Source organism: Micromonospora sp. DT228 (assembly GCF_049841595.1).
Classification (GTDB): Bacteria; Actinomycetota; Actinomycetes; order Mycobacteriales; family Micromonosporaceae; genus Micromonospora.
Genome location: NZ_JBNCKO010000006.1, coordinates 173778 through 196833, shown reverse-complemented (window position 1 = coordinate 196833; position 23056 = coordinate 173778). Strand labels below are relative to the sequence as shown.

Below are 23056 nucleotides of genomic sequence, written 5' to 3'. Positions count from 1 at the left end.
CGCGGCCCGGCGCAGCCCCGCAGCCGCGAACGAAAGGCAGACCCAGCCATGACCGACGGCACCGTCAGCCCCGACCTGGGCACCTTCACCGAGTTGGCCGCCGACTGGCGGGTGGTGCCGGTGACCCGGCGGCTCCTGGCCGACGCGGAGACGCCGGTCGGGGTCTACCGGAAGCTGGCCGGTGGGCCCGGCACGTTCCTGCTGGAATCGGCCGAGCAGGGGGTCGGCTCGGCGGGCCTGGCCTGGTCGCGATACTCGTTCATCGGAGTCCGCAGCAGCGCCACGCTCGTCGAGCGGGACGGCGTGGCGACCTGGCTCGGCCAGCCGCCGGCGGGGTTGCCCACCGAGGGTGACCCGGTGCGGGTGCTGCGGGAGACGGTGGCGGCGCTCGCCGGCCCGGTCGGCGACCCGTCCGACGATCTGCCGCCGCTGACCGGGGGCATGGTCGGTTACCTCGGCTACGACCTGGTTCGCCGCTTCGAGCGGCTGCCCGAGCTGACCGAGGACGACCTGGGCGTGCCCGAGTTGGGCATGATGCTCGCCACCGACCTGGTGGTGCTCGACCACTACGACGGCTCGGCGATCCTGGTCGCCAACGCGGTGCTGCCGCCGTTGGACGCCCCGGACCGCGCCCCGCAGGTCGCCGCCGCGTACCACCACGCGGTGGGCCGGCTGGACGCGATGACCACGGCGCTGTCCCGGCCCATCCCACCGATGATCTCCACGGTCGAGCGTCCGCCGGCCGGGGAGGTGCTCTGCCGTACGCCCGACGGCGGCTACCCGAAGGCGGTGGAGGCCGCCAAGGAGGCGATCCGGGCCGGCGAGTGCTTCCAGATCGTGCTGTCCCAGCGCTTCGAGCGGTCGACGCACGCCGACCCGCTGGACGTCTACCGGGTGCTGCGCACCAGCAACCCCAGCCCGTACATGTACCTGCTGCGCTTCGACGGGTTCGACATCGTCGGCTCGTCCCCGGAGGCGCACCTGAAGGTCACCGGCGGCGCGAGCGGGCGGCGTCGCGCGTTGCTGCACCCGATCGCCGGCACCCGGCCGCGCGGCGGCACCCCCGCCGCCGACGCCGTGCTCGCCGCGGAGCTGCTCGCCGATCCCAAGGAGCGGGCCGAGCACGTGATGCTCGTCGACCTCGGCCGCAACGACCTGGGCCGGGTGTGTCAGCCCGGCAGCGTGGAGGTGCCCGAGTTCGCCACCATCGAGCGGTACAGCCACGTCATGCACATCGTCTCCACCGTCACCGGCACGTTGCGTGACGACCAGAGCGCGTTCGACGCGCTCGCCGCGACCTTCCCGGCCGGGACCCTCTCCGGCGCGCCGAAGGTCCGGGCCATGGAGATCATCGAGGAGTTGGAGCCGGTCCGCCGCGGCCTCTATGGCGGCACGGTGGGTTACTTCGGCTTCGGCGGCGACCTGGACATGGCGATCGCCATCCGGACCGCGCTGATCCGCGACGGCCGCGCCTACGTGCAGGCCGGCGCCGGGGTGGTGGCCGACTCGGACCCGGCCGCCGAGGACCAGGAGACGCGGAACAAGGCCGCCGCCGTGCTGGCGGCGATCGCCGCCGCCGAGACGTTGCGGCCGGCCCGGTGAGTGCGAGGAGTGCGGCGCAGCGGAGCCCCGCAGTCGCGAACGAGAGGCCGGCACCGGTGAGCGCGAGGAGTGCGGCGCGGCGGAGCCCCGCAGTCGCGAACGAGAGGCCAGACCGGTGAGGGGTGGCGAGCGGTCCGCCGTGGGCCGGCGTGAGTTGGCGTACGCCGTGCTCCTCTGCCTGGTCGGCGCGGCCCTGGCGCTGTGGGCCGCGACGCGGACCTGGTCGGTCGAGCTGACCGTGCGCCCGGCGCCGTTGCCGCCGGTACGCGACACCCGCAGCGGGGCCGGGCTGCTGCCCTGGCTGCCGGCGTTGGCCCTGGTGACGTTGGCCGGTGGTGGCGCGGTGCTGGCCACCCGGGGCCGGCTCCGGCAGGTGCTCGGCGCGCTGCTCGGTGTGCTCGCGCTGGCCGTGGCGGCCGGCGGTGGGTACGGGCTGGCTGTCGACGTCGACGGCTCGGTGAACCGGCAGTGGCCGGTGCTCTGCCTGCTCGGCGGCCTGCTGGCCGCCGCGGGCGGTTTCTGGACGGCCGCGCGCGGTGGCGGCTGGCCGGCGATGGGCGCCCGGTACGAGCGGCCGGCCCGGACCGCGCCGCAGGCCGCGCCGGCGTCGACCGGCACGCCGGAGTCGCCCGCGCCGATGGCCGGGCGGCGGACCACCGAGGCGTGGGACGCGCTGGATCGGGGTGAGGACCCGACGGCCGACTGACGGCGACGGCCGGTGGGTGTCAGCCGACGGGCTGACGGTCCCGCCGCGGTCGTGACGTGGCGGCGCGGGCGGCGGTCAGCTCGGCCACCAGGCGGTTCAGTTCGGCACGTTGGTCGGCGCGGGCCCGGTCGGCGCAGACCGCCTCCCAGGCGTTGCCCCGCGCCGTGCGCATCCGACCCTCGCCCACCACGGCGCGTTCCACGCTGTGCACCACCCCGACGGCGAGCGACGCCACCGTCCGCGAGATGGTCGTCAGGCCGATGGTTGCTTGCGGCTCGGACATGCTCATGGTCACCTCGCACGAGGAGTGGCGATGGTCGGGGCAGGCACGTCATCGAGTCTGCCCGAGGACGATGCTGGCCGGCTGACGTTTCGCCGTCGTGACCGCCCGGTCAACTGTCTCGCCTCGGCCGTGACCAGGGGCCGTCCGTTCGGCCTTGAGCTTGCTCACAACATCGATCGACGCCGTTGTCGTCGGGCGCCGGTCCGGAACTGGTGGCATGATCGATGCGACGGCACGGTCGGACCACGGCCGCCAATGCTCCATACCGCGTGACGATTGTCGATACGGGAGGTGGCGCTGCGTGACATACCGTTCACGGCAAGTCGGCCATTATGCCGGAGCCCTTTTCGTGAGCAGCGCCATACCCCCGGCATTCGGTGTCGGTCGGCTGCCCCTAGCATCGGCCCATGACGCCCGGAGAGGGGAGTCCGTTGGTGACTGCTGAGCATGCGCACGCGGAGGGGGACGAGGCCGGTCAGGCAGCGTCCGTAAGCGTGCTCGATGAGATTCTGGCCGGCGTGCGTGAGGACGTCGCCCGACGCCAGGAGCAGGTTCCGCTGGAGCGGATCCGTGAACTGGCAGCGGCCGCGCCGCCGCCGCTGGACGCTTACGCGGCGCTGCGTAAGCCCGGCGTGGCCGTGATCGCCGAGGTGAAGCGCTCGTCGCCGTCCAAGGGGCGGCTGGCCGAGATCGCCGATCCGGCCGATCTGGCGGTCGACTACGCGGCCGGTGGGGCGCGGGCGATAAGTGTGCTGACCGAGGGGCGCTGGTTCGGCGGTTCGCTCGACGACCTGGCGGCCGTCCGTGCGGCGGTCACCGTGCCGGTGCTGCGCAAGGACTTCGTGGTCTCCAGCTACCAGATCCACGAGGCGCGTGCGCACGGCGCCGACCTGGTGCTGCTGATCGTCGCCGCGCTCGAGCAGAACGTGCTGATGGGTCTGCTGGAGCGGATCGAGTCGCTGGGCATGACCGCGCTTGTCGAGGTGCACGACGAGGAAGAGGCCGACCGCGCGCTGGAGGCGGGCGCTCAGGTGATCGGGGTCAACGCCCGTGACCTGCGTACCCTGGAGGTCGACAGGTCGGTGTTCGAGCGGATCGCGCCGGGCCTGCCCAGCAGCGTCGTCAAGATCGCCGAATCCGGCGTTCGTGGTCCGCACGACCTCATCCGGTACGCCTCCGCGGGTGCTGACGCGGTCCTCGTGGGCGAGGGCCTGGTCACCCAGAAGAGCCCTCGCGAAGCGGTCGCCGAGCTGGTCAACGCGGGCAACCATCCGGCAACGCCACGGCCGGTGCGCTGACCTCGCACCGGACGCCCCGACCGAGAGGATTTCCGATGAGCGCCGACGCGCTGGCCCCGGTGGCCGGCCCGCAGCCCGACTCCGCCGGCCACTTCGGCCGCTTCGGCGGCCGGTTCGTTCCCGAGGCCCTGGTGGCCGCGCTCGACGAGCTGGACGGGGCGTGGCGCACGGCGATGGCGGACGAGTCCTTCCAGGCGGAGTTCGGCGCGCTGCTGCGGGACTACGCGGGCACGCCGTCGCTGCTCTACGAGGCCCGGCGATTCTCCGCGAAGCTCGGCGCGCGGGTGTTGCTCAAGCGCGAGGACCTCAACCACACCGGCGCGCACAAGGTGCGCAACGTGCTCGGCCAGGCGTTGCTCACCAAGCGGATGGGCAAGACCCGGGTGATCGCCGAGACCGGTGCCGGCCAGCACGGCGTGGCCACCGCGACCGCCGCCGCCCTGTTCGACCTGGAGTGCGTGGTCTACATGGGCCAGGTCGACACCGAGCGGCAGGCGCTCAACGTGGCCCGGATGCGGATGCTCGGCGCCACAGTCGTTCCGGTCACCAACGGCTCGCGCACCCTCAAGGACGCGATGAACGAGGCGATGCGCGACTGGGTGGCGAACGTCGACGAGACGCACTACCTGATCGGCACCGCAGCGGGTCCGCACCCGTTCCCGGCGATGGTCCGCGACTTCGTCCGGGGCATCGGCGACGAGGCACGTCAGCAGTGCCTCGACCTGACCGGCGCACTGCCGGACGCGGTCACCGCCTGCGTCGGCGGCGGCTCCAACGCCCTGGGCATCTTCCACGCGTTCGTCGGTGACGAGGACGTGCGGCTGTACGGCTTCGAGGCTGGCGGCGACGGCGTGGCCACCGGCCGGCACGCGGCGAGCATCACCGGCGGATCGGCCGGTGTCCTGCACGGCACGCGCACCTACGTGTTGCAGGACGCCGACGGGCAGACGCTGGAGTCGCACTCGATCTCCGCCGGCCTGGACTACCCGGGCGTCGGGCCCGAGCACGCCTGGCTGCACGACACCGGCCGGGCGCGTTACCTCCCGGTCACCGACACCGAGGCGATGGCCGCGTTCGAGCTGCTCTGCCGCACCGAGGGGATCATCCCGGCGATCGAGAGCGCCCACGCGCTCGCCGGCACCGTCGCGCTGGCCCCGAAGCTCGCCGCCGAGCTGGGTCGGGAACCCACCATCGTGGTCAACCTCTCCGGTCGGGGTGACAAGGACGTGCACACCGCCGGCGACTACTTCGGCATCCTCGACAAGGAGCGGTGAGATGAGCCGGATCGGGGTGGCCTTCGACAAGGCCCGCGCCGACGGACGGGCCCTGCTGGTCGGCTGCATGCCGGCCGGGTTCCCGACCGTCGACGGCAGCATCGCCGCGATGACCGCCATGGTCGAAGCCGGTGTGGACGTCATCGAGGTGGAGATCCCCTACTCCGACCCGGTGATGGACGGGCCGGTGATCCAGAAGGCCAGCGACATCGCGCTGGCCGGCGGCGTACGCACCAGGGACACCCTGCGCATCATCGAGGCGGTGGCGGCCACCGGCGCTCCGGTGGTCACCATGACCTACTGGAACCCGGTCGAGCGGTACGGCGTGGACGTGTTCGCCCGTGACCTCGCCGCCGCCGGTGGCACCGGTCTGATCACCCCCGACCTCATTCCCGACGAGGCGGCCGAGTGGCTGGCCGCCTCGGACGCGCACGGACTGGACCGCACGTTCCTGGTCTCCCCGTCGTCCACCGACGCGCGGCTGGCGATGACCGTGCGGCACTGCCGCGGTTTCGTCTACGCGACAGCGGTCATGGGTGTCACCGGAGCCCGGACGGGCACCTCGGACGCCGCACCGACGCTTGTCTCCCGGGTCCGCGAGGTCACCGACCTGCCGGTGGGTGTCGGTCTCGGCGTGGGCACCGGCGCGCAGGCCGGCACCGTCGCCGGCTACGCCGACGGGGTGATCGTCGGCAGCGCGCTGATCCGGTGTCTGCTCGACGCTCCCACCGAGGCGGAGGGGCTGGCTGCCCTGCGTGCCCTCAGCGCCGAACTCGCCGAGGGCGTCCGCAACCCCACCCGCTGACGCCACCCGCCTGATCCGCCGCCGACCTCGTCCGCGCTGGTCCTTCGGCGCTCCTGGCGGGACGCCCGTCCGACGAACCATGCGGCCGGGCGGCGAGGGCTCCGCGACCACGCGCCGGGCCTCGGTCGTCGACGGATGTGTCAGTGGCGCCGGGAGGGGTCCCTGGCCTCGCCGCGTTGCTCAGGTGGCTGCCCCGCTCCCGGCTGGCCGTCCTGGCTTGTCGCCGGCCGGCTCTCCGGGCTGGTTGCCGTTGCGCCCTCCTCGGGTGGGCGAGCCGCTGGCGGGGCGGCCTCGACGGCGCCGGGCACCCGGAGGACGTCGCGGAGCACGCCGGAGCGGCCGGCGGTCGCGTCGGCGACGGCGGCACGGGTGAGTGGGGTGACCGTCTCGGGCAGCGCGTCGGGGGAGTGCCAGGACAACCGACAACCCGGCGGTGGGTCGGCCGGCGGGCGGCCGTCGGTGGCGTGGGCCCGGAAAACGTGCACGAGTACGTCCGGCGATGGCCCGACCCGTCCGGCCGACGTTTCCCCCGAGGGGCCGGCCAGGTGGTAGACGCCGATCAGGTCGATCAGCTCGATGGCCCGACCGGTCTCCGCGCGAATGTCCCGTAGGGCCGCCCGCACCGGGCTCTCGGCCGGACGCAGTCGTCCGCCGGGCAACGCGTAGCGGCGCGTGCCCCGGCCCTGCTGGCAGAGCAGCACCCGGCCGACGTCGTCGGTGACGACCGCGGCGACCGCCCAGGTGAGCGCGCTCATGGACAAAGAGCGTACGGCGGCGCAAACCAGAAGTCACCGAGATGCGGGCTCCCGTGCCCGGGGTGCCGCCACGGGGGTGTGCAGCGGTAGCGTGTGCACCCGTGACCCTCGCCTCGCTGTCCCCCCAGGCGGCCCTGCCCAGTCCCAGCACCGCGGTCTGGCAACTCGGGCCGGTGCCGATCCGGGCGTACGCGCTCTGCATCATCGCTGGCATCGTGCTGGCCTGCTGGGTGACGGAGCGCCGGCTTCGGCAGCGCGGCGTCGCGCCCGGCGCGGTGCTCGACATCGCCGTCTGGGCGGTGCCGACCGGCATCATCGGTGCCCGGATCTACCACGTCGTCACCTCACCGGAGAAATACTTCGGCGCCGGCGGTGAACCGATGAAGGCGTTCGCCATCTGGGAGGGCGGCCTGGGCATCTGGGGCGCCGTCGCCGGTGGCGCGGTCGGTGTGTATATCGCCGCCCGGCAGCTCGGCATCCCGTTCGGCGTGGTGGCCGACGCGGTGGCGCCCGGGCTGGCGCTGGCCCAGGCGGTCGGCCGGGTCGGCAACTGGTTCAACAACGAGCTGTTCGGTGGCCGGACCACACTGCCGTGGGGCCTGCAGATTCACCGGATGGACCCGGACAATCCGGGGCACGCGCTGCGGGACGACGCCGGGCAGCCGATCCTCGAACCGGGCCTCTACCAGCCGACCTTCCTCTACGAGGCGCTGTGGAACCTCGGCGTCGTCGCCCTGGTCCTCCTCCTGGACCGCAGGCTGAAGCTGGGCCGCGGCCGGGCGTTCGCGCTCTACGTGATGGGCTACACCGTCGGCCGGTTCTGGATCGAGCTGATGCGCACCGACGAGGCCAACCACATTCTGGGCGTCCGGCTCAACGTCTGGACCGCCGGCCTGGTCTTCCTCGGCGCGTTGATCTACTTCGTCCGGGTGCGCGGCCCACAGGACTACCTGATCCCGCTGGGCGCGGCGGCGACGCCGACCCCGTCCCCCACGTCCGACCTGTCCCAGGTCGACCTCTCGGAGCGGGAGACCCCCGCGCGGGCCGCCGCCCCGGAGGGATATCGGGTGGTCAGCGAGGAGCAGTACGCCGCCTGGCAGGACACCGGCGTCATCCCGCCGGAGCGGGACGCCAACCTGGGCAACGAGCCACTCGGCGACGCGGCATCCGTCGAGGGCCCGTCGACCGACGACGAGTCGGTGGACGATCCGTCGGCTCCGCGTGCCGACCGGGCCGACGCCGCGGGCGTACGGCCCGCCGACCGGGACAGCTGAGCGGAGGCGGCACCGATGCGAAGCGCGGTGGTGGTCGGCGCAGGGGTCGGTGGCCTCGCCGTGGCCGGTGCGCTGGCCCGCTCCGGCTGGCAGGTCACCGTGCTGGAACGCGCCGAGCGAGTTCGCCCCGAGCCGACCGCCGTGGTGCTCTGGCCCAACGGCGTCCGCGCGTTGCAGGCCCTCGGCCTCGGCGCGGGTCTGGCCGCCATCGCCACCCCGCTGTCCGACGGCGGGGTCCGTCGCCCGGACGGGCACTGGCTCGTGCAGCCTCGACCCATCCCGGCCGACCGGATGCCGGTGGTGGTGCACCGCGAGGACCTGCACGACGCGCTGATCGCGGGCCTCGGTGAGCGGGTCGAGCTGCGTACCGGCGTGACCGTGCGGCACGTCCGGGTCGAGCCGGGGGAACGGCCCGCGGTCAGCGACGGACGGCACACCATCGAGGCCGACCTGGTGGTCGCCGCCGACGGCACGGACAGCGGGATCCGCCGCCAGCTCGCCCCCGAGTCCCGGGTGGTCAGCTCCGGATGCGCCGCCTGGCGGGCCGTCATCCCCTGGTACCAGGCGCCGCGGCTGCCCGACGACCAACCGCTGGCCGGTGAGATCCTCGGCGCCGGTTACCGGTTCGTGGCCGCGTCGTTGGGCGATCGTGGCTCCTCCGGTGGGTCCAGTCGGGGCGGGATCTACTGGGTGGCCACCGCCGCCGGCGCCCCTCGTCCGGAACCGCCGGAGACCCAGCTCGCCCTGCTGCGCCGCTGGTACGCGGGCTGGCCCGCCCCGATCGGCGCGCTACTCGACGCCACCGACCCGGCCGACCTGGTCCAGCAGGAGGTCCGCGAGCTGCGTCCGCTGCCGCGTGCCTACGGCTTCGGAGTCGGGCCGGGCGGGGTGGTGCTGCTCGGCGACGCGGCGCACGCCATGCCGCCGCACCTCGGGCAGGGCGCCTGCCTCGCGTTCGAGGACGCGGCCACGCTCGCCTCACTGCTGCGCGAGGCGCGACTGCCCGACGCGGTGCAGGCGTACGACCGGGTGCGTCGCCCCCGGGCCACGACCGTGGTCCGGCAGACCCGGCGGATGTCGGCCGTGCTCCAGGCCCGGGGCCGGTTGGCGTTGCGCGCCCGGGACGCCGCACTCGGCACGATCAACTCCCGGCTGCTCTCCAGCGCCGCCGCCTCCGCCGCCCAGTGGCGGCCCCCAGCCTGACCCCGGCCCGGGAGTGGTCAGGCGAGGAGGGCTGCGGGTTCGGCGATGCAGGCGGTGCCGATGCGGCGGAAGCCGACCCGCAGGTAGACCCGGGCGATGTCGTCGCTGCCCGCGGACAGGAAGATCAGGTCGGTGCCGGCCCTGTGCAACTCCCGGGCGAGGGTGGCGGTGAGCGCGGCGCCCAGCCCGCGTCGCCGGGCGGCCGGCAGCGTGGCCACGCCGGCGATCTCCGCGACGTCGCCCACGCGCATGGCCATGCCGCTGGCCAGCGCACCATCGGTCGATGTGCCGGCGAGCGCGGAGATCCGTCGGCCGTCGGCGATCCGGGTCCGCTCCTCGTCGAGCGCGGCCACCTCCAACTCGGTGACGGCGGCGTCCCGTTCGGCCGGGCCGGCCGCACCGGGCGCGGTGCCGGCGGCGGCGAAGGCCACCGCTGCCACCGCCCGCCGGGCCGCGACGTCGGCGGCGAGGCCGGGGGAGTCCGCGGCCAGCACCCGCACCGCCACGTCGGACAGGGTCGCCGGGTCGGGCAGCGCGGCCGGGTCGAGCACCATCAGCGGCGCCTCCAGCACCTGCAGCCCCGCCGAGCGGGCCACCGCCAGCAGCTCGGGATTCGTCTCGTGCACCCACTCGAAGGCTTCCGGCAGACCCAGCTTGCGCTGCCGCTCGCGTACCGAGGTCACGTCGGCCAGCGACGGCGGCTCGGTGGCGCCGATGCGGGGGCGGGCGTAGAACGGCCAGCCGGCACCCTCGCGGACGAACAGCACCAGAGCGCCATGCTCCTCCGCGGCGGCGACGTCGCGGGGCACCGCGTCGTAGAAGCGTTCCAACCGGTCGAAGATGTCCTTGTGTAGCGGATCCACCGCGCGAGACTACACGTCCCAACCCTTGGACGGTGTGATCAATCTCGGGTGGCAGTGCGCGCCTGGCCCTAACGTAGACTCAATAGACCCACGGGCCGACGTCGTCCCCATCATGTGATCAACCTGAGTGACGACAGGAGGCCCGGTGGCTCAGCCGTACGCGGAAATGACACAGCCGCACCCGCACAGCCCGCAGGCGTCCCCGATGCCCGGCGCCCGCCCGTCCGCCCAGGGCCTCTACGACCCCAGGCAGGAGCACGACGCCTGCGGGGTGGCCTTCGTGGCAGACCTGCACGGCCGCCGTTCACACGCGGTCGTCGCCAACGGGCTCGGCGCGCTCTGCCGCCTGGACCATCGCGGCGCCCGGGGCGCGGAGCCCAACACCGGCGACGGCGCGGGCATCATGATCCAGGTCCCGGACGCGTTCCTGCGCGCGGCGGCCGGCGTCGCGCTGCCCCCGGCGGGCGAATACGCCACCGGGCTGGTCTTCCTGCCCGACGACGACGCCGGCGAGGCCCGTGCCCGCCAGGTGGTCGAGAAGTACGCGCTGGTCGAGGGTGCCGAGGTGCTCGGCTGGCGGGATGTGCCGATCGCCGCGGAGGGGCTCGGCGAGACCGCCCTGGCGGCGATGCCCCGGGTCCGGCAGGTCTTCGTGGCCGCGCGTCGGCTCACCGACTCACCCGCCGGCCCGGCCGGCTCCGCGCTGAGCGGCATCGAGTTGGACCGGGTGGCGTTCTGCCTGCGCAAGCAGGCCGAACGGGAGACCGCCGAGCGGGGCGTGCCGGCATACTTCCCGTCGCTGTCCAGCCGGACGATCGTCTACAAGGGGATGCTCACCCCCGACCAGTTGCCGGCGTTCTACCCGGACCTGCGCGACGAGCGGGTGGACAGCGCCATCGCGCTCGTGCACTCCCGCTTCTCCACGAACACGTTCCCGTCCTGGCCGCTGGCGCACCCGTACCGGTTCATCGCCCACAACGGCGAGATCAACACGATCCGCGGCAACCGCAACTGGATGCAGGCCCGCGAGGCGCTTCTGCGCTCGCCGAACGTGCCGGGCAACATCCGGCGGGTCTTCCCGGTCTGCACCCCCGCCGCGTCCGACTCGGCGAACTTCGACGAGGTCCTGGAGCTGCTGCACCTGGCCGGGCGGAGCCTGCCGCACGCGGTGCTCATGATGATCCCCGAGGCCTGGGAGAACGACCCGGGGATGGAGCCGGCGAAGCGTGCCTTCTACCGCTTCCACGCCAGCCTCATGGAGCCGTGGGACGGTCCGGCGTCGGTCGCCTTCACCGACGGCGAGATCGTCGGCGCGGTGCTGGACCGCAACGGGTTGCGCCCGGGGCGCTGGTGGCAGACCGACGACGGGCTGGTGGTGCTCGGCTCCGAGGCCGGCGTGCTCGACCTCGACCCGGCGCACGTCGTCGCGAAGGGGCGGCTCCAGCCGGGCAAGATGTTCCTGGTCGACACCGTGGCGGGCCGGATCGTGCACGACGAGGAGATCAAGTCCGAGTTGGCCGCCGCCCAGCCGTACGCCGAGTGGCTGCACGCCGGGCTGATCGAGCTGGGTGACCTGCCGGCCCGCGAGCACACCGTCTACACGCACGACTCGGTGCGCCGCCGGCAGCAGACCTTCGGCTACACCGAGGAGGAGCTGAAGATCCTGCTCGCGCCGATGGCCCGCACCGGCGCCGAGCCGCTCGGCTCGATGGGCACGGACACCCCGATCTCGCCGTTGTCGACCCGGCCGCGGCTGCTCTACGACTACTTCCATCAGCTCTTCGCCCAGGTCACCAACCCGCCACTGGACGCCATCCGCGAGGAGTTGGTGACCAGCCTGGCGTCGACGATCGGGCCGGAGGGCAACCTGCTCGACCCGGGCGCGGCGAGCTGTCGGCAGATCGTGCTGCCGCACCCGGTGATCGACAACGACGAGCTGGCCAAGATCCTCTCCATCGACGAGGACGGCGACCTGCCCGGCTTCAAGGCGGTCCGGGTGTCCGGCCTGTACCGCATCCGGGAGGGCGCCGCCGGGATCAGGGCGCGGCTGACCGAGATCTGCCGGCACGTCTCCGAGGCGATCGAGGACGGCGTCCGCATCCTGGTGCTCTCCGACCGGGACTCCAACGCCGACCTGGCGCCGATCCCGTCGTTGCTGCTCACCGCCGCCGTGCACCAGCACCTGGTGCGGGAGCAGACCCGCACCCAGGCGGCGCTGATCGTGGAGTCCGGCGACTGCCGGGAGGTGCACCACGCCGCGGTCCTGATCGGCTACGGCGCGGCGGCGGTCAACCCGTACCTGGCGTTCGAGTCGGTCGAGGACATGATCCACACCGGCGCGCTGGCCGGTGTGGAGCCCGCCGCGGCGGTACGCAACTACGCCAAGGCGCTCGGCAAGGGCGTCCTGAAGATCATGTCGAAGATGGGCATCTCGACTGTCTCGTCGTACTGCGGCGCGCAGGTCTTCGAGGCGGTCGGCCTGGACACCCGGCTGGTCGACCGCTATTTCCGGGGCACACCCAGCCGGATCGGTGGGGTCGGCCTGGCCGGCGTGCACACCGAGGTGGCCGCCCGGCACGCGCTGGCCTGGCCCCCGGCCGGCACCGCAGCATCCGCCCGACTGGAGGTCGGCGGCGAGTACCAGTGGCGCCGCGAGGGTGAGCTGCACCTGTTCAACCCCGAGACGGTCTTCCTGTTGCAGCACGCCACCCGCAGCCGGCAGTACGACGTCTTCCGGCAGTACACCGCGAAGGTCGACGCGCTCGCCGCGCAGGCCGGGTCGCTGCGGGGGTTGTTCACCCTGCGCACCGGGCTGCGCCCGGCGGTGCCGATCGAGGAGGTCGAGCCGGCCACCGAGATCGTCAAGCGCTTCGCCACCGGCGCCATGTCGTACGGGTCGATCTCGGCGGAGGCCCACGAGACGCTGGCCATCGCGATGAACCGTCTCGGCGGCAAGTCCAACACCGGTGAGGGCGGCGAGGACGTCGACCGGCTGCACGACCCGCGGCGCCGCTCGGCGGTCAAGCAGATCGCCAGCGGTCGGTTCGGTGTGACGAGCGAATACCTGGTCAACGCGGACGACCTCCAGATCAAGATGGCCCAGGGCGCCAAGCCCGGCGAGGGCGGTCAGCTGCCCGGCAACAAGGTCTGGCCGTGGATCGCCCGTACCCGGCACGCGACCCCGGGCGTCGGTCTGATCTCCCCGCCGCCGCACCACGACATCTACTCCATCGAGGACCTCGCCCAACTCGTGCACGACCTGAAATGCGTCAACCCGGCTGCCCGGGTGCACGTCAAGCTGGTCAGCGAGGTCGGCGTCGGCACGGTCGCCGCCGGGGTGGCGAAGCTCAAGGCGGACGTCATCCTGATCTCCGGCCACGACGGCGGCACGGGCGCGTCGCCGATGAACTCGCTCAAGCACGCCGGCACCCCGTGGGAGCTGGGCCTGGCCGAGGCGCAGCAGACGCTGCTGCTCAACAAGCTGCGCGACCGGGTCACCGTGCAGGTCGACGGCCAGCTCAAGACCGGCCGGGACGTGCTGATCGCGGCGCTGCTCGGCGCGGAGGAGTTCGGCTTCGCGACCGCGCCGCTGATCGTCGAGGGCTGCGTGATGATGCGGGTCTGCCACCTGGACACCTGCCCGGTCGGCATCGCCACCCAGAATCCGGTGCTGCGGGAGCGTTTCACCGGCAAGCCGGAGTTCGTGGAGAACTTCTTCCTGTTCCTCGCCGAGGAGGTCCGGGGCTACCTGGCCGAGCTGGGTTTCCGGTCCATCGAGGAGGCGATCGGGCAGTCCGAGCTGCTCGACGTGGCCCCGGCGCTGACGCACTGGAAGGCGCACGGGTTGGACCTGACGCCGGTCCTGCACCTGCCGGAGCTGCCCGCCGGCGCGGCCCGGCGTGGGATCCGCGCCCAGGACCACGGCCTGGACCAGGCGTTGGACAACGAGCTGATCGCATTGGCCCGTCCGGCGCTGTCGGAGGGCGCGCCGGTGCGGGTCGAGGTGGCGGTGCGCAACGAGCACCGCAGCGTCGGCGCGATGCTCGGCGGTGAGGTGACCCGTCGTTTCGGCGGTGCCGGCCTGCCCGAGGACACCATCGAGTTCGTGCTGCACGGCACGGCCGGGCAGTCGTTCGGCGCGTTCCTGCCGCGCGGGGTGACCCTGCGCCTGCACGGCGACGCCAACGACTACGTGGGCAAGGGCCTCTCCGGGGGCCGGCTCATCGTCCGTCCGGACGCCGCCGCGCCGTTCCTCGACCCGGACGCCGCGCCGGGGCAGCGGGCCGAGGACCAGATCATCGCCGGCAACACCATCCTGTACGGGGCCACGGCGGGTGAGGTCTTCCTGCGCGGTCGGGTGGGGGAGCGGTTCGCGGTCCGCAACTCCGGCGCGGTCGCCGTGGTCGAGGGCGTCGGTGACCACGGCTGCGAGTACATGACCGGTGGCACGGTCGTGGTGCTCGGCGCGACCGGCCGCAACTTCGCGGCCGGCATGTCCGGCGGCACGGCGTACGTGCACCACCTGGATCGTTCGCGGGTCAACGGGGAGCTTGTCGACCTGGCGCCGCTGGGCGAGCAGGAGCAGTCGCTCCTGCACGAGCTGGTCCAGCGGCACGTGGCCGAGACCGGGTCGGCGGTCGCCGAGGAGCTGCTCAAGCGTTGGCCGGAGGCGGTGGCCGAGTTCACCGCCGTGGTGCCCCGCGACTACCGCCGGGTGCTGGAGATCATGAAGGCCGCCGAAGCCGCCGGCCGCGACGTCGATGACGCGGTGATGAGCGCGCTCAGCGTGCCGTCCGCCGCGCCGGTGCCGCCCGCCCCGCGGGTGGCGGCCCAGGAGGTGGCACGTGCCTGACCCGAACGGTTTCCTGCGCTACGACAGGCGTCTGCCGGCCCGCCGCCCGGTGTCGGTGCGGATCAGCGACTGGCGCGAGGTGTACCCGCCGGCCGGCGAGGCACTGGTCCGTGAGCAGGCCACCCGCTGCATGGACTGCGGCATCCCGTTCTGCCACGACGGCTGCCCCCTGGGCAACCGCATCCCGGACTGGAACGACCTGGTCCGCACCGGCAACTGGGACGCCGCGGTGGAGTCGCTGCACGCCACCAACAACTTCCCGGAGTTCACCGGTCGGCTCTGCCCGGCGCCCTGCGAGGCGGCGTGCGTGCTCGGCATCTCCGGCGGCCAGCCGGTGACCATCAAGCAGGTCGAGGTGGAGATCGCCGACGCCGCCGCGGCGCGCGGGTTCACCCCTCGCCCGGTGCCGGCGCCGTCCGGTCGGTCGGTCGCCGTCGTCGGCTCCGGGCCCGCCGGCCTGGCCGCCGCCCAGCAACTGGCCCGCGCCGGTCACGCGGTGACGGTGTACGAACGCGACGACGCGATAGGCGGCCTGCTCCGGTACGGCATCCCCGACTTCAAGTTGGAGAAGCGGCACATCGACGCCCGGCTGGCCCAACTCACCGCCGAGGGGGTGCGCTTCCGCACCGGGGTGAACGTCGGGGTGGACGTCACCGCCGAGCAGTTGCGCGCCGAGCATGACGCGGTGCTGTTGGCCTGCGGCGCGTTGCAGGGCCGGGACACCCCGGAGACCCCGGGGCGGGTGCTGCGGGGCGTACACCAGGCCATGGCGCACCTGGTCGCGGCGAATCGCGCGGTCGCCACCGGGGCCAGCGGCGAGCCCGGCGTCCCGGCCACCGGCGAGGGCCGGCCGGCGCGTGCGCTGCTGCCGGACGGCACCCCGATCGACGCGGCGGGCAAGCACGTGGTGATCATCGGTGGCGGTGACACCGCGGCCGACTGTCTCGGTGTGGCGCACCGGCAGGGGGCCGCCGGAGTGCACCAGCTCGACCTGTACCCGCAGCCGCCGCAGGGGCGGGACGAGGCACGGGATCCGTGGCCGACCTGGCCGTGGGTCCTGCGCAGCTACCCGGCGCACGAGGAGGGTGGCGAGCGGGTCTTCGCCGTCGCGGTGCAGGAGTTCGTGGACGACGGCACCGGCCAGGTGCGGGCGGTGCGGATCGCCGAGGTGACCGTGGAGAAGCGCGACGGCCGGCGGGTCGTCACCGTGGTGCCGGGCTCCGAGCGGGAGCTGCCGGCCGATCTGGTGCTGCTGGCGATCGGCTTCGAGGGCACCGAGCAGCAGCCGTTGCTGGCCCAGTTCGGCGTGACCCGCAATCCCCGGGGCGCCGTCGACGCCCGGGACGACTGGCAGACCGACGCCGACGGGGTGTTCGTGGCCGGTGACATGCACCGGGGCGCGTCGCTGATCGTCTGGGCCATCGCCGAGGGGCGGGCGGCGGCCGCCGCCATCCACGGCTATCTGGGCGGTGTCGGTGCGCTGCCGGCCCCGGTGCGCGCCGACGCCCGGCCCCTGGCCGTGTCCTGATCCAACCGCTGGTGGTCAGGCGAGAGGCCGTGCGGTCTTTCGCCTGACCACCAACCGCTGGACGCGGTCCACCGGGCGATCCGCCTTCCCGCGCCGGCTGACACTTAGCGCCTTCAAGTAATCGTCAAGCTTTTCTCCCTGAGCCTCCTGGCATCGTCTCCCCATGCCCAACCGGGCTTCGTCGATCCCATGGGGGAACTGTTGTTAGCTAATCTCGTACGAGGCTTCACCGCGCGCGCCTCCGCGGCGGCAGCCATCGGTCTTGTGGTGCTGACCGGCGCGAGCCTCGGTGCCGCCGGCGCTCAGGCAGCCGGTCCCCGACCGTTCTTCCAACTACCCGTCACCTGCGGCGAGACGTGGAACCTCAGCACGTACGTGGGCCATGACGACTATGACATCGATCTGACGTCGACCGCCGGAAACGACTGGGGTCGTCCGATCCTGGCCGCCTACGGGGGCCGGGTGGAACGGTCGGGTATCAGCGGCACCCTGGGCGACCGCACGCCGTCCAACCCCCAAGGTCCGAGGGGGACCGGTGGCGGCTACTACGTCAAGATCGACCACGGTGACGGCTGGCAGACGCTCTACCTGCACATGCTGGAGCGACCCATGGTGTCCGTCGGGCAGCGTGTGACGATCGGGCAGCAGCTCGGCAAGGTCGGTAGCACCGGCGATTCCAGCGGACCCCACCTGCATTTCGAGCAGGTGCGCGACGGCGCGAAGATCGAGTCGTGGTTCAACGGGGTGCCCTCCGGCATCACCCATGACAACGCCGTATACACGGTCAAACGGCAGAGCGCGAACTGCGGCGAGACCCAGGTGCGGCCGGTGGACCGGCTTGCCGTGGCGCCCAACGCTGACGGCCGGCTGCAAGCCTTCGCGGTCCGCGACGGCGGCGCGGTGAAGAGCACCTGGCAGACCAGCGTGAACGGTCCGTTCACCCCGTGGATCAGTCTCGGCGGCACCGAGCTGAGAGCCCCCGTCGTCGCACCGTCCAGCGACGGTCGGCTGGAGATGTTCGCCATCGGCGGCGACGGCAAGCTCTATCACAAGTGGCAGACCACGCCCAACGGATCCTGGTCGGCTTGGCTCAGCCGGGGCGGCACGGACCTGACCAGCGAAATGTCCATCGGGCGCAATGCGGACGGTCGTCTGCAGGTCTTCGTGGTCGGCGGAAACGGCGCAATCTACTCGATGTGGCAGAGCAGCCTGAACGGCCCGTGGTCGGACTGGATGAGCATGGGTGGCAGCGAGCTGCAGGCGCCGGTGGTGGGTTCGTCGGCGGACGGCCGGCTGGAGCTGTTCGCGGTGGGCGGTGACGGCAAGCTTTACCACAAGTGGCAGACCAGCCCGAACGGCCCGTGGGCGGACTGGCTCAGTCGCGGCGGGACCAACCTGACGAACGAGCTGACGATCGGGCGCAACGCGGACGGCCGCTCGCAGGTCTTCGTGATCGGTGGCGACGGCGCGCTCTACTCGATGTGGCAGAGCAGCGCGAACGGCCCGTGGTCGGACTGGCTGAAGATGGGTGGCAGCGAGCTGAAGACGCCGGTGGTGGGTTCGTCGGCGGACGGCCGGCTCGAGCTGTTCGCGGTGGGGGGTAACGGCAAGCTCTATCACAAGTGGCAGACCAGCCCGAACGGCCCGTGGGCGGACTGGCTCAGTCGCGGCGGCACCGACCTCAGCGGAGACCTGGTTCTCGGGTCCAATCGCGACGGTCGTCTGCAGGCCTTCGTCATCGGTGGCAACAATGCCCTCTACTCGATCTGGCAGACGTCTGTCAACGGCCCCTGGAGTGACTGGGCCAGCCTCAGCTAGCTGGTGTCGTCCTGTTCCAACCCGGCCGGCCGTCGAAGCCTTGATTCGACGGCCGGCCGGATTGCCGGATGGAGTTGTTCGTCGTGAAGCCGCTCACAAATGTGGGCAAAGAGGTTTAAGTCGGCAAGACTTGCCGGCTGCCGAACCGCACTGCGATCGGCATGAATGATCATGCTGCCGATCGCTGGAGGTTCGTCGTGGCCAGAGGTGCCACCTTCGCCGCGCTGCGCCACCGCAACTACCGGATCTGGGCGCTCGCCGGATTCGTCTCGGTCATCGGCACCTGGATGCAGGTCCTCGGGGTCAACTGGTACGTCCTGAAGGAAACCGGCTCCGCGACGTCCATGGGCTTCGCCGTGCTGCTCCAGGCGGCGCCCACACTGCTGCTCAGCCTCTGGGGCGGCGTGTTGGCCGACCGCCTGCCCGCCCGCCCGCTGCTGATCGCCGCCCAGGTCGCCCACGCGGCGCTCGCCGCCGGCCTGGCGGCGGTCGCCCTGACCGGGGTTGGCGGCCTGCCGCTGATCTTCGCGATCTCGCTGGGCACCGGTGCCGTCTCGGCCATCGAGGGCCCGGTGATGGGCCGCTGGGCCGCCACCCTCGTCGACCGGGAGACGCTCGGCAACGCCCTGGCGCTCGGGTCGCTCACCAACTCCGCCGGGCGCATCCTCGGTATGAGCCTCGGTGCCGTCGTGGTGGCCGCCGTCGGACCAGCCCTGCTGTTCGGCATCAACGCGGCGAGCTTCGCCGCCGTGGTGGTGGCGCTGTTCGCGGTACGTCCGGGCACCCCGCCGATGGTGACGGCGCCGAGCGGCGGCCGGGCCCACGACGGTGTCCGCGCCGGTTTCGCGTACCTGCGCGGGCAGCCGGTGCTGCTGCTCGCGCTCGCCCTGTCGTTCGTGCTGGGCAGCCTGGGCCGCAACTACCAGGTGACGATGGCCGCGATGAGCGACGGGCCACTGCACGCCGGCGCGTCCGGCTACGGCGTCCTGTCGACAGTGTTCGCGGTCGGGACCGTGGTGGGCGCGCTCGTCGCGGCCCGCCGACGGTCCCTGGACTACCGGACCCTGGTCGCCGCGGGTCTGTTCGCCAGCGGGCTGCAGATTGTCGCCGGCCTGGCACCGGGAACCTGGAGCTTCGCCGCGATGATCCTGCCGATCGCCGCCGCCGCGGTGGTCATCGACACCACCGTCGGCACCCGCGCCCAACTCGACACCGACGGCGCGATGCGGGGCCGGGTGCTCGCCGCGCTGGCGGTCACCGGCTCGGTCTCGGCAGCGATCGGCGCTCCGCTGCTCGGCTGGCTCGCCGAACACGCCGGGCCGCGCCAGACGCTCGTGCTCGCCGGATCCGCCGCCGCGATCGCAACGGTGGTGGCGGCCGTCGCCCTGGACCGCCAGCACGCCCGCGCGGCCCTCGCGCTTGTCGCGCCACGCCCCCGTCATCCGGTACGGCGAGTGGCGTTCCGGGCCGCCCGCCTCGTCCGGCCCGCCGGGGCGGTCTGCGTCATCGCGCCCGCCGGCGCGGGGTTGGGCGCGACCCGCCTCGGGGTGTTGGCCACCGCCGGACCCGCGGCGCGTCGCTGAGACGGCTGTCACCCCGGGGTGCCGGCTCGCGGGACCTGACGACACGAAGATCGTCGTTACGCTGCGATCATGGACATCGAGGAGCGCCTACGGTGGACCCGCCGTTGGTTGTGGATCGTGCTGATCGGGCTTTTCCTGAGTGGTGCCACCGCTTTTCCGCTGGAGATCGAGGTGCGCTGGCTGCTGCGCGTACTGGACCCGCTGGCCGGCCAACTGCCCGCCCTGGTCGACTGGATCGAGCGCGTGCACACCGGGCTGGTGACGGCCGGCGAGGACTACCCGTTCCTGCTCTACGGCACCGACTGGTTGGCCTTCGCCCACCTGGTGCTGGCGGTGGCGTTCTGGGGGCCGCTGCGTGACCCGGTGCGCAATGTGTGGGTCGTGCAGGTCGGCATGATCGCCTGCGCGGGCATCGTCCCCCTGGCGTTGATCTGCGGCCCGATCCGGGACATCCCCTGGTTCTGGACGCTCATCGACCTGTCCTTCGCGGTCGGGGCGTTCCCGCCGCTCTGGTTCGCCTACCGCCACATCCGCGCCATCGAGGCAAGCACGGCGGATGCGCCAACTGCCCCCGCCGTTCCCCGAACGGGCGTCGTCAGCTAGCTGGTCGGGCGGGGTGAGCAATACCCCTGCGGTACCTGTAGAGCTGCCCCAGATATGGGGCAGCGACGTTCGGGCCCAGCCCGGTTTGCCCGTTGTCATGGCTCTGGTTGCCTGGGTGGCCGGTGGGCCCGGTGCCTGGTTGCCCGGTGGCCGGTGGCCGGTGGCCGGTGGCCGGTGGCCGGTGGCCGGTGGCCGGTGGCCGGTTGCCGGTTGCCCGGTTGCCCGGTTGCCCGGTTGCCTGGGTGGCCGGTTGCCTGGGTGGCCGGTTGCCTGGGTGGCCGGGTGCCTGGGTGGCCGGTGGCCGGTTGCCCGGTGGGCTGGTTGCCCGGTGGGCTGGTGGCCGGTTGCCGGTTGCCGGTTGCCGGTTGCCGGTTGCCCGGTGGGCCGGTTGCCCGGTGGGCCGGTTGCCCGGTGGGCCGGTTGCCCGGTGGGCCGGTGGGCCCGTTGGCCGGTTGCCCGGTGGGCCCGTTGGCCGGTTGCCCCATTGCTGGGGCAGCTCTACAGGCAAGCACCAAAGTGGTCGGGCCTGCCGGGTTTCGGGGGCAGCGCTTCGGCAGGGCGGCCAAACGCCGGAGCGGTGGGGCACCGGGAGCGCGCCAAGGGAGGCAGGGCGTCGGGGCAGTCCGTCGGGCGGCCGGAAGCGCGTCGGGGGCAGTCCGTCGGGCGGCCGGAAACGCGCCGGGGGCAGTCCGTCGGGCGGCCGGAAGCGCCCTCCGACGTGGCGGCGGGCGCTTCCGGTCGGCAGCGACTCCTAAGGCCTGTTCATAAGAACTGGCCGGCCTGCGGCGGGCCCGGACGACGACCGGCGCGGTTTCGGTCGGATACAACACCGGTATCCGACCGAAACCGCGCCTTGCCGGATCGCCGCCCGGACTCCACCTCGGCTCGACCGCCCTGATGAAACAGGCCTTAGTGGGGCAGCATGTCGTGGGACTCGCGGATCTTGGCCCAGGACTTCGGTTCGGTCGGCGCGGCCGTGGCCTTGCGGGCTGCGGTGGCCACGTCGGGTCGGCCGGCGGTGAACAGCCAGGTGGTGAACAGGTCGTCCAGGTCCAGCCCGGAGATCTGTTCGGCGAGTGCCTGGAATTGCTCGATGGTGCCGTTGCCGTACCGGTGCTCGGCGGTCCATGCCGGCAGGATCTCGAAGAACGCGTCGTCGCCGACGGCCAGCCGTAGCTGGTGCAGGGTCATCGCGCCCCGGTCGTAGACGGCGTCGTCGAAGATCCGGTCCGCGCCCGGGTCACCGGGCAGCACCTGCCAGAACTCGTCATCAGCCGGGTAGCTGGCGTAGGCGAAGTCGAACACCTCCTGCGCGGTGCCCTCGCCCTGCTCCTCGGACCAGAGCCACTCGGCGTACGAGGCGAAGCCCTCGTTGAGCCAGATGTTGCGCCACTCGACCACCGAGACCGAGTCACCGAACCACTGGTGGGCGAGCTCGTGCGCCACCACGTACGTGTTGGCGCCGCGTCGCCAGAAGCCCGGCCCGTACACCGGTCGGGTCTGCGTCTCCAGCGCGAAGCCGATGCCGTCGACCGGGCCGGCCACGCCGCCCTGCGCCTCGAACGGGTACGGGCCGAAGATCCCGCTCTCCCAGTCGACGATCTCGGCGGTCCGCTCGATGCTGGCCCGTGCGGCCGGCCCGAGCGCACCCAGCGAGGTGCTGTACGCGTTGACCACCGGCTGGCCGCCGGGGGTGGTGTCGGTGACGATGTCGTACTGCCCGATGGCCATGAAGGCCAGGTAGGGGGCGGTGGGGGAGGTGGTTCGCCAGATCCACCTGGTGCGGTTGCCGGCCTCGGCCGCCGGCGGCCTCGGCTGCACGCCGTTGCTGATCACCTCGACGCCGGTGGGCACCGACACCGAGATGTCGAAGGTGGCCTTGTCCAGTGGGTGGTCGTTGCTCGGGAACCACCACCACGCCGACTCGGGCTCGTTGACGGCGAGGGCCCCGTCGTCGGTACGGGTCCAGCCGGTGTAGCCGCCGACCAGGGTCTCCGACGGGATGCCGGAGTAGCGCACCACGATGGTGAGCTGCTGGCCCCGGGTCACCGTGCGGGCCGGGGTGACCACCAGCTCGTGTGCACCCGCGGTGGTGGTGGTCGCCGCCCACCCGTTGACCCGCACCGACTCGACGTCGAGCAGGAAGTCCAGGTTGAACGCCGAGAGATCCTGCGTGGCGGTGGCGATGATCGTGGTGGTGCCACTGATCTGGTCGGACGCTGGGTCGTACCGCAGACGGACGTCGTAGTGCTCGACGTCGTAGCCGCCGTTGCCGTAGTCGGGGAAATAGGTGTCGCCCAGGCCGGGTGCGCCGGGTTGCGGCGCGGCGGTGACGACGGGTCGCCCCCACCCAGTCGGGGCGGCCTGGCCGGGCGTGCCGGCGAGCATTGTGCCGGCGGTGGTGAGGGTCAGGGCGGCGGTGGCCGCCGTGAACATTCGTCGCACGGGGTGGACTCCCTCCATCGGGTGTTCGCCACGCAAACCTAATCGACAACGGTGAACGTCGCGGCCCAATACGCCCGGCCTGTCGTCGGCGTCCCCGGTGGACGGTCGGCCGCCGGTCGCTGGCGTGCCTTGCGGCGCAAGGTCACACTGTGTGGATCGGAGGT

16 protein-coding genes are annotated in these 23056 nt (G+C 72.7%); 12 read left to right on the top strand and 4 right to left on the bottom strand.

All coding sequences use genetic code 11. The annotated features are described in order from the left end of the window. Positions 1 to 48 precede the first annotated feature (48 nt). Together ACLQ29_RS15045 and ACLQ29_RS15040 are read left to right on the top strand one after the other, a co-directional pair. A complete protein-coding gene (locus ACLQ29_RS15045; RefSeq protein WP_425772181.1) occupies positions 49 to 1602 on the top strand; it encodes an anthranilate synthase component I in 1554 nt (517 codons plus the stop codon). Between the two features lie 115 nt (positions 1603 to 1717). Continuing rightward, on the top strand, positions 1718 to 2308 hold the full coding sequence (locus tag ACLQ29_RS15040) for a Trp biosynthesis-associated membrane protein (protein WP_425772180.1): 591 nt from the start codon (positions 1718 to 1720) through the stop codon (positions 2306 to 2308). A 19-nt stretch (positions 2309 to 2327) separates the two neighbouring features. On the opposite strand, the gene ACLQ29_RS15035 is transcribed toward ACLQ29_RS15040, so the two are convergent. Continuing rightward, the gene (locus ACLQ29_RS15035; RefSeq protein ID WP_393363266.1) at positions 2328 to 2597 is read right to left on the bottom strand and encodes a hypothetical protein; all 270 of its coding nucleotides are present in this window, start codon (positions 2595 to 2597) and stop codon (positions 2328 to 2330) included. Between the two features lie 488 nt (positions 2598 to 3085). Here ACLQ29_RS15035 and trpC point away from each other — a divergent pair, with 488 nt between their 5' ends. The 3 genes from trpC to trpA are packed head-to-tail and all read left to right on the top strand — an operon-like array spanning position 3086 to position 5968. Further along, a complete protein-coding gene (gene trpC / locus ACLQ29_RS15030; protein ID WP_334631255.1) occupies positions 3086 to 3889 on the top strand; it encodes an indole-3-glycerol phosphate synthase TrpC in 804 nt (267 codons plus the stop codon). 35 nt (positions 3890 to 3924) lie between these two features. Beyond that, complete coding sequence (trpB, locus tag ACLQ29_RS15025; RefSeq protein ID WP_393363264.1) at positions 3925 to 5163, top strand: tryptophan synthase subunit beta; 1239 nt, start codon at positions 3925 to 3927, stop codon at positions 5161 to 5163. A 1-nt stretch (position 5164) separates the two neighbouring features. Further along, positions 5165 to 5968 (top strand): tryptophan synthase subunit alpha, encoded by an 804-nt coding sequence (trpA, locus tag ACLQ29_RS15020; protein ID WP_393363261.1) that lies wholly within the window; start codon positions 5165 to 5167, stop codon positions 5966 to 5968. 140 nt (positions 5969 to 6108) lie between these two features. Here the strand turns inward: trpA and ACLQ29_RS15015 are convergent, their stop codons facing one another. Beyond that, the gene (locus ACLQ29_RS15015; protein ID WP_425772179.1) at positions 6109 to 6723 is read right to left on the bottom strand and encodes an NUDIX hydrolase; all 615 of its coding nucleotides are present in this window, start codon (positions 6721 to 6723) and stop codon (positions 6109 to 6111) included. Between the two features lie 101 nt (positions 6724 to 6824). Here ACLQ29_RS15015 and lgt point away from each other — a divergent pair, with 101 nt between their 5' ends. Beyond that, positions 6825 to 7997 carry a prolipoprotein diacylglyceryl transferase gene (gene lgt, locus ACLQ29_RS15010; RefSeq protein ID WP_425772178.1) on the top strand — a complete coding sequence of 391 codons (1173 nt, stop codon included), beginning with the start codon at positions 6825 to 6827 and terminating at the stop codon, positions 7995 to 7997. Positions 7998 to 8012: 15 nt separating this feature from the next. Then, a complete protein-coding gene (locus ACLQ29_RS15005) occupies positions 8013 to 9200 on the top strand; it encodes an FAD-dependent oxidoreductase (RefSeq protein ID WP_425772177.1) in 1188 nt (395 codons plus the stop codon). A 17-nt stretch (positions 9201 to 9217) separates the two neighbouring features. Here ACLQ29_RS15005 and ACLQ29_RS15000 read toward each other — a convergent pair whose 3' ends face one another. Further along, positions 9218 to 10063, bottom strand: a complete 846-nt coding sequence (locus ACLQ29_RS15000) for a GNAT family N-acetyltransferase (protein WP_425772176.1) — start codon at positions 10061 to 10063, stop codon at positions 9218 to 9220. Positions 10064 to 10229: 166 nt separating this feature from the next. Between ACLQ29_RS15000 and gltB the strand changes: the two genes are divergently transcribed. The 5 genes from gltB (at position 10230) to ACLQ29_RS14975 (ending at position 20447) form a co-directional block, all read left to right on the top strand. Next, a complete protein-coding gene (gltB, locus tag ACLQ29_RS14995; RefSeq protein WP_425772299.1) occupies positions 10230 to 14915 on the top strand; it encodes a glutamate synthase large subunit in 4686 nt (1561 codons plus the stop codon). Then, complete coding sequence (locus ACLQ29_RS14990; protein ID WP_425772175.1) at positions 14908 to 16443, top strand: glutamate synthase subunit beta; 1536 nt, start codon at positions 14908 to 14910, stop codon at positions 16441 to 16443. The genes gltB and ACLQ29_RS14990 overlap by 8 nt, the downstream gene beginning before the upstream one ends. Before the next feature lie 189 nt (positions 16444 to 16632). After that, entirely contained in the window at positions 16633 to 18261 is a 1629-nt protein-coding gene (locus ACLQ29_RS14985; protein ID WP_425772174.1) for a peptidoglycan DD-metalloendopeptidase family protein, read from the top strand. Positions 18262 to 18458: 197 nt separating this feature from the next. Then, complete coding sequence (locus ACLQ29_RS14980; protein ID WP_425772173.1) at positions 18459 to 19844, top strand: MFS transporter; 1386 nt, start codon at positions 18459 to 18461, stop codon at positions 19842 to 19844. A 69-nt stretch (positions 19845 to 19913) separates the two neighbouring features. Then, the gene (locus ACLQ29_RS14975) at positions 19914 to 20447 is read left to right on the top strand and encodes a hypothetical protein (RefSeq protein ID WP_425759853.1); all 534 of its coding nucleotides are present in this window, start codon (positions 19914 to 19916) and stop codon (positions 20445 to 20447) included. A 909-nt stretch (positions 20448 to 21356) separates the two neighbouring features. Here ACLQ29_RS14975 and ACLQ29_RS14970 read toward each other — a convergent pair. Continuing rightward, a complete protein-coding gene (locus ACLQ29_RS14970; RefSeq protein WP_425772172.1) occupies positions 21357 to 22892 on the bottom strand; it encodes a M1 family metallopeptidase in 1536 nt (511 codons plus the stop codon). Positions 22893 to 23056: the final 164 nt, after the last annotated feature.

What these genes read in the sequence shown, in the direction of transcription:
- ACLQ29_RS14975 (WP_425759853.1), top strand. Translation starts at nt 19,914, where the DNA reads ATGGACATCGAGGAGCGCCTACGGTGGACCCGCCGTTGGTTGTGGATC.
- ACLQ29_RS14985 (WP_425772174.1), top strand. Translation starts at nt 16,633, where the DNA reads ATGGGGGAACTGTTGTTAGCTAATCTCGTACGAGGCTTCACCGCGCGC.
- ACLQ29_RS15035 (WP_393363266.1), bottom strand. Translation starts at nt 2,597, where the DNA reads ATGAGCATGTCCGAGCCGCAAGCAACCATCGGCCTGACGACCATCTCG.
- ACLQ29_RS15005 (WP_425772177.1), top strand. Translation starts at nt 8,013, where the DNA reads ATGCGAAGCGCGGTGGTGGTCGGCGCAGGGGTCGGTGGCCTCGCCGTG.
- trpA (WP_393363261.1), top strand. Translation starts at nt 5,165, where the DNA reads ATGAGCCGGATCGGGGTGGCCTTCGACAAGGCCCGCGCCGACGGACGG.
- trpB (WP_393363264.1), top strand. Translation starts at nt 3,925, where the DNA reads ATGAGCGCCGACGCGCTGGCCCCGGTGGCCGGCCCGCAGCCCGACTCC.
- gltB (WP_425772299.1), top strand. Translation starts at nt 10,230, where the DNA reads ATGACACAGCCGCACCCGCACAGCCCGCAGGCGTCCCCGATGCCCGGC.
- ACLQ29_RS15045 (WP_425772181.1), top strand. Translation starts at nt 49, where the DNA reads ATGACCGACGGCACCGTCAGCCCCGACCTGGGCACCTTCACCGAGTTG.
- ACLQ29_RS15015 (WP_425772179.1), bottom strand. Translation starts at nt 6,723, where the DNA reads ATGAGCGCGCTCACCTGGGCGGTCGCCGCGGTCGTCACCGACGACGTC.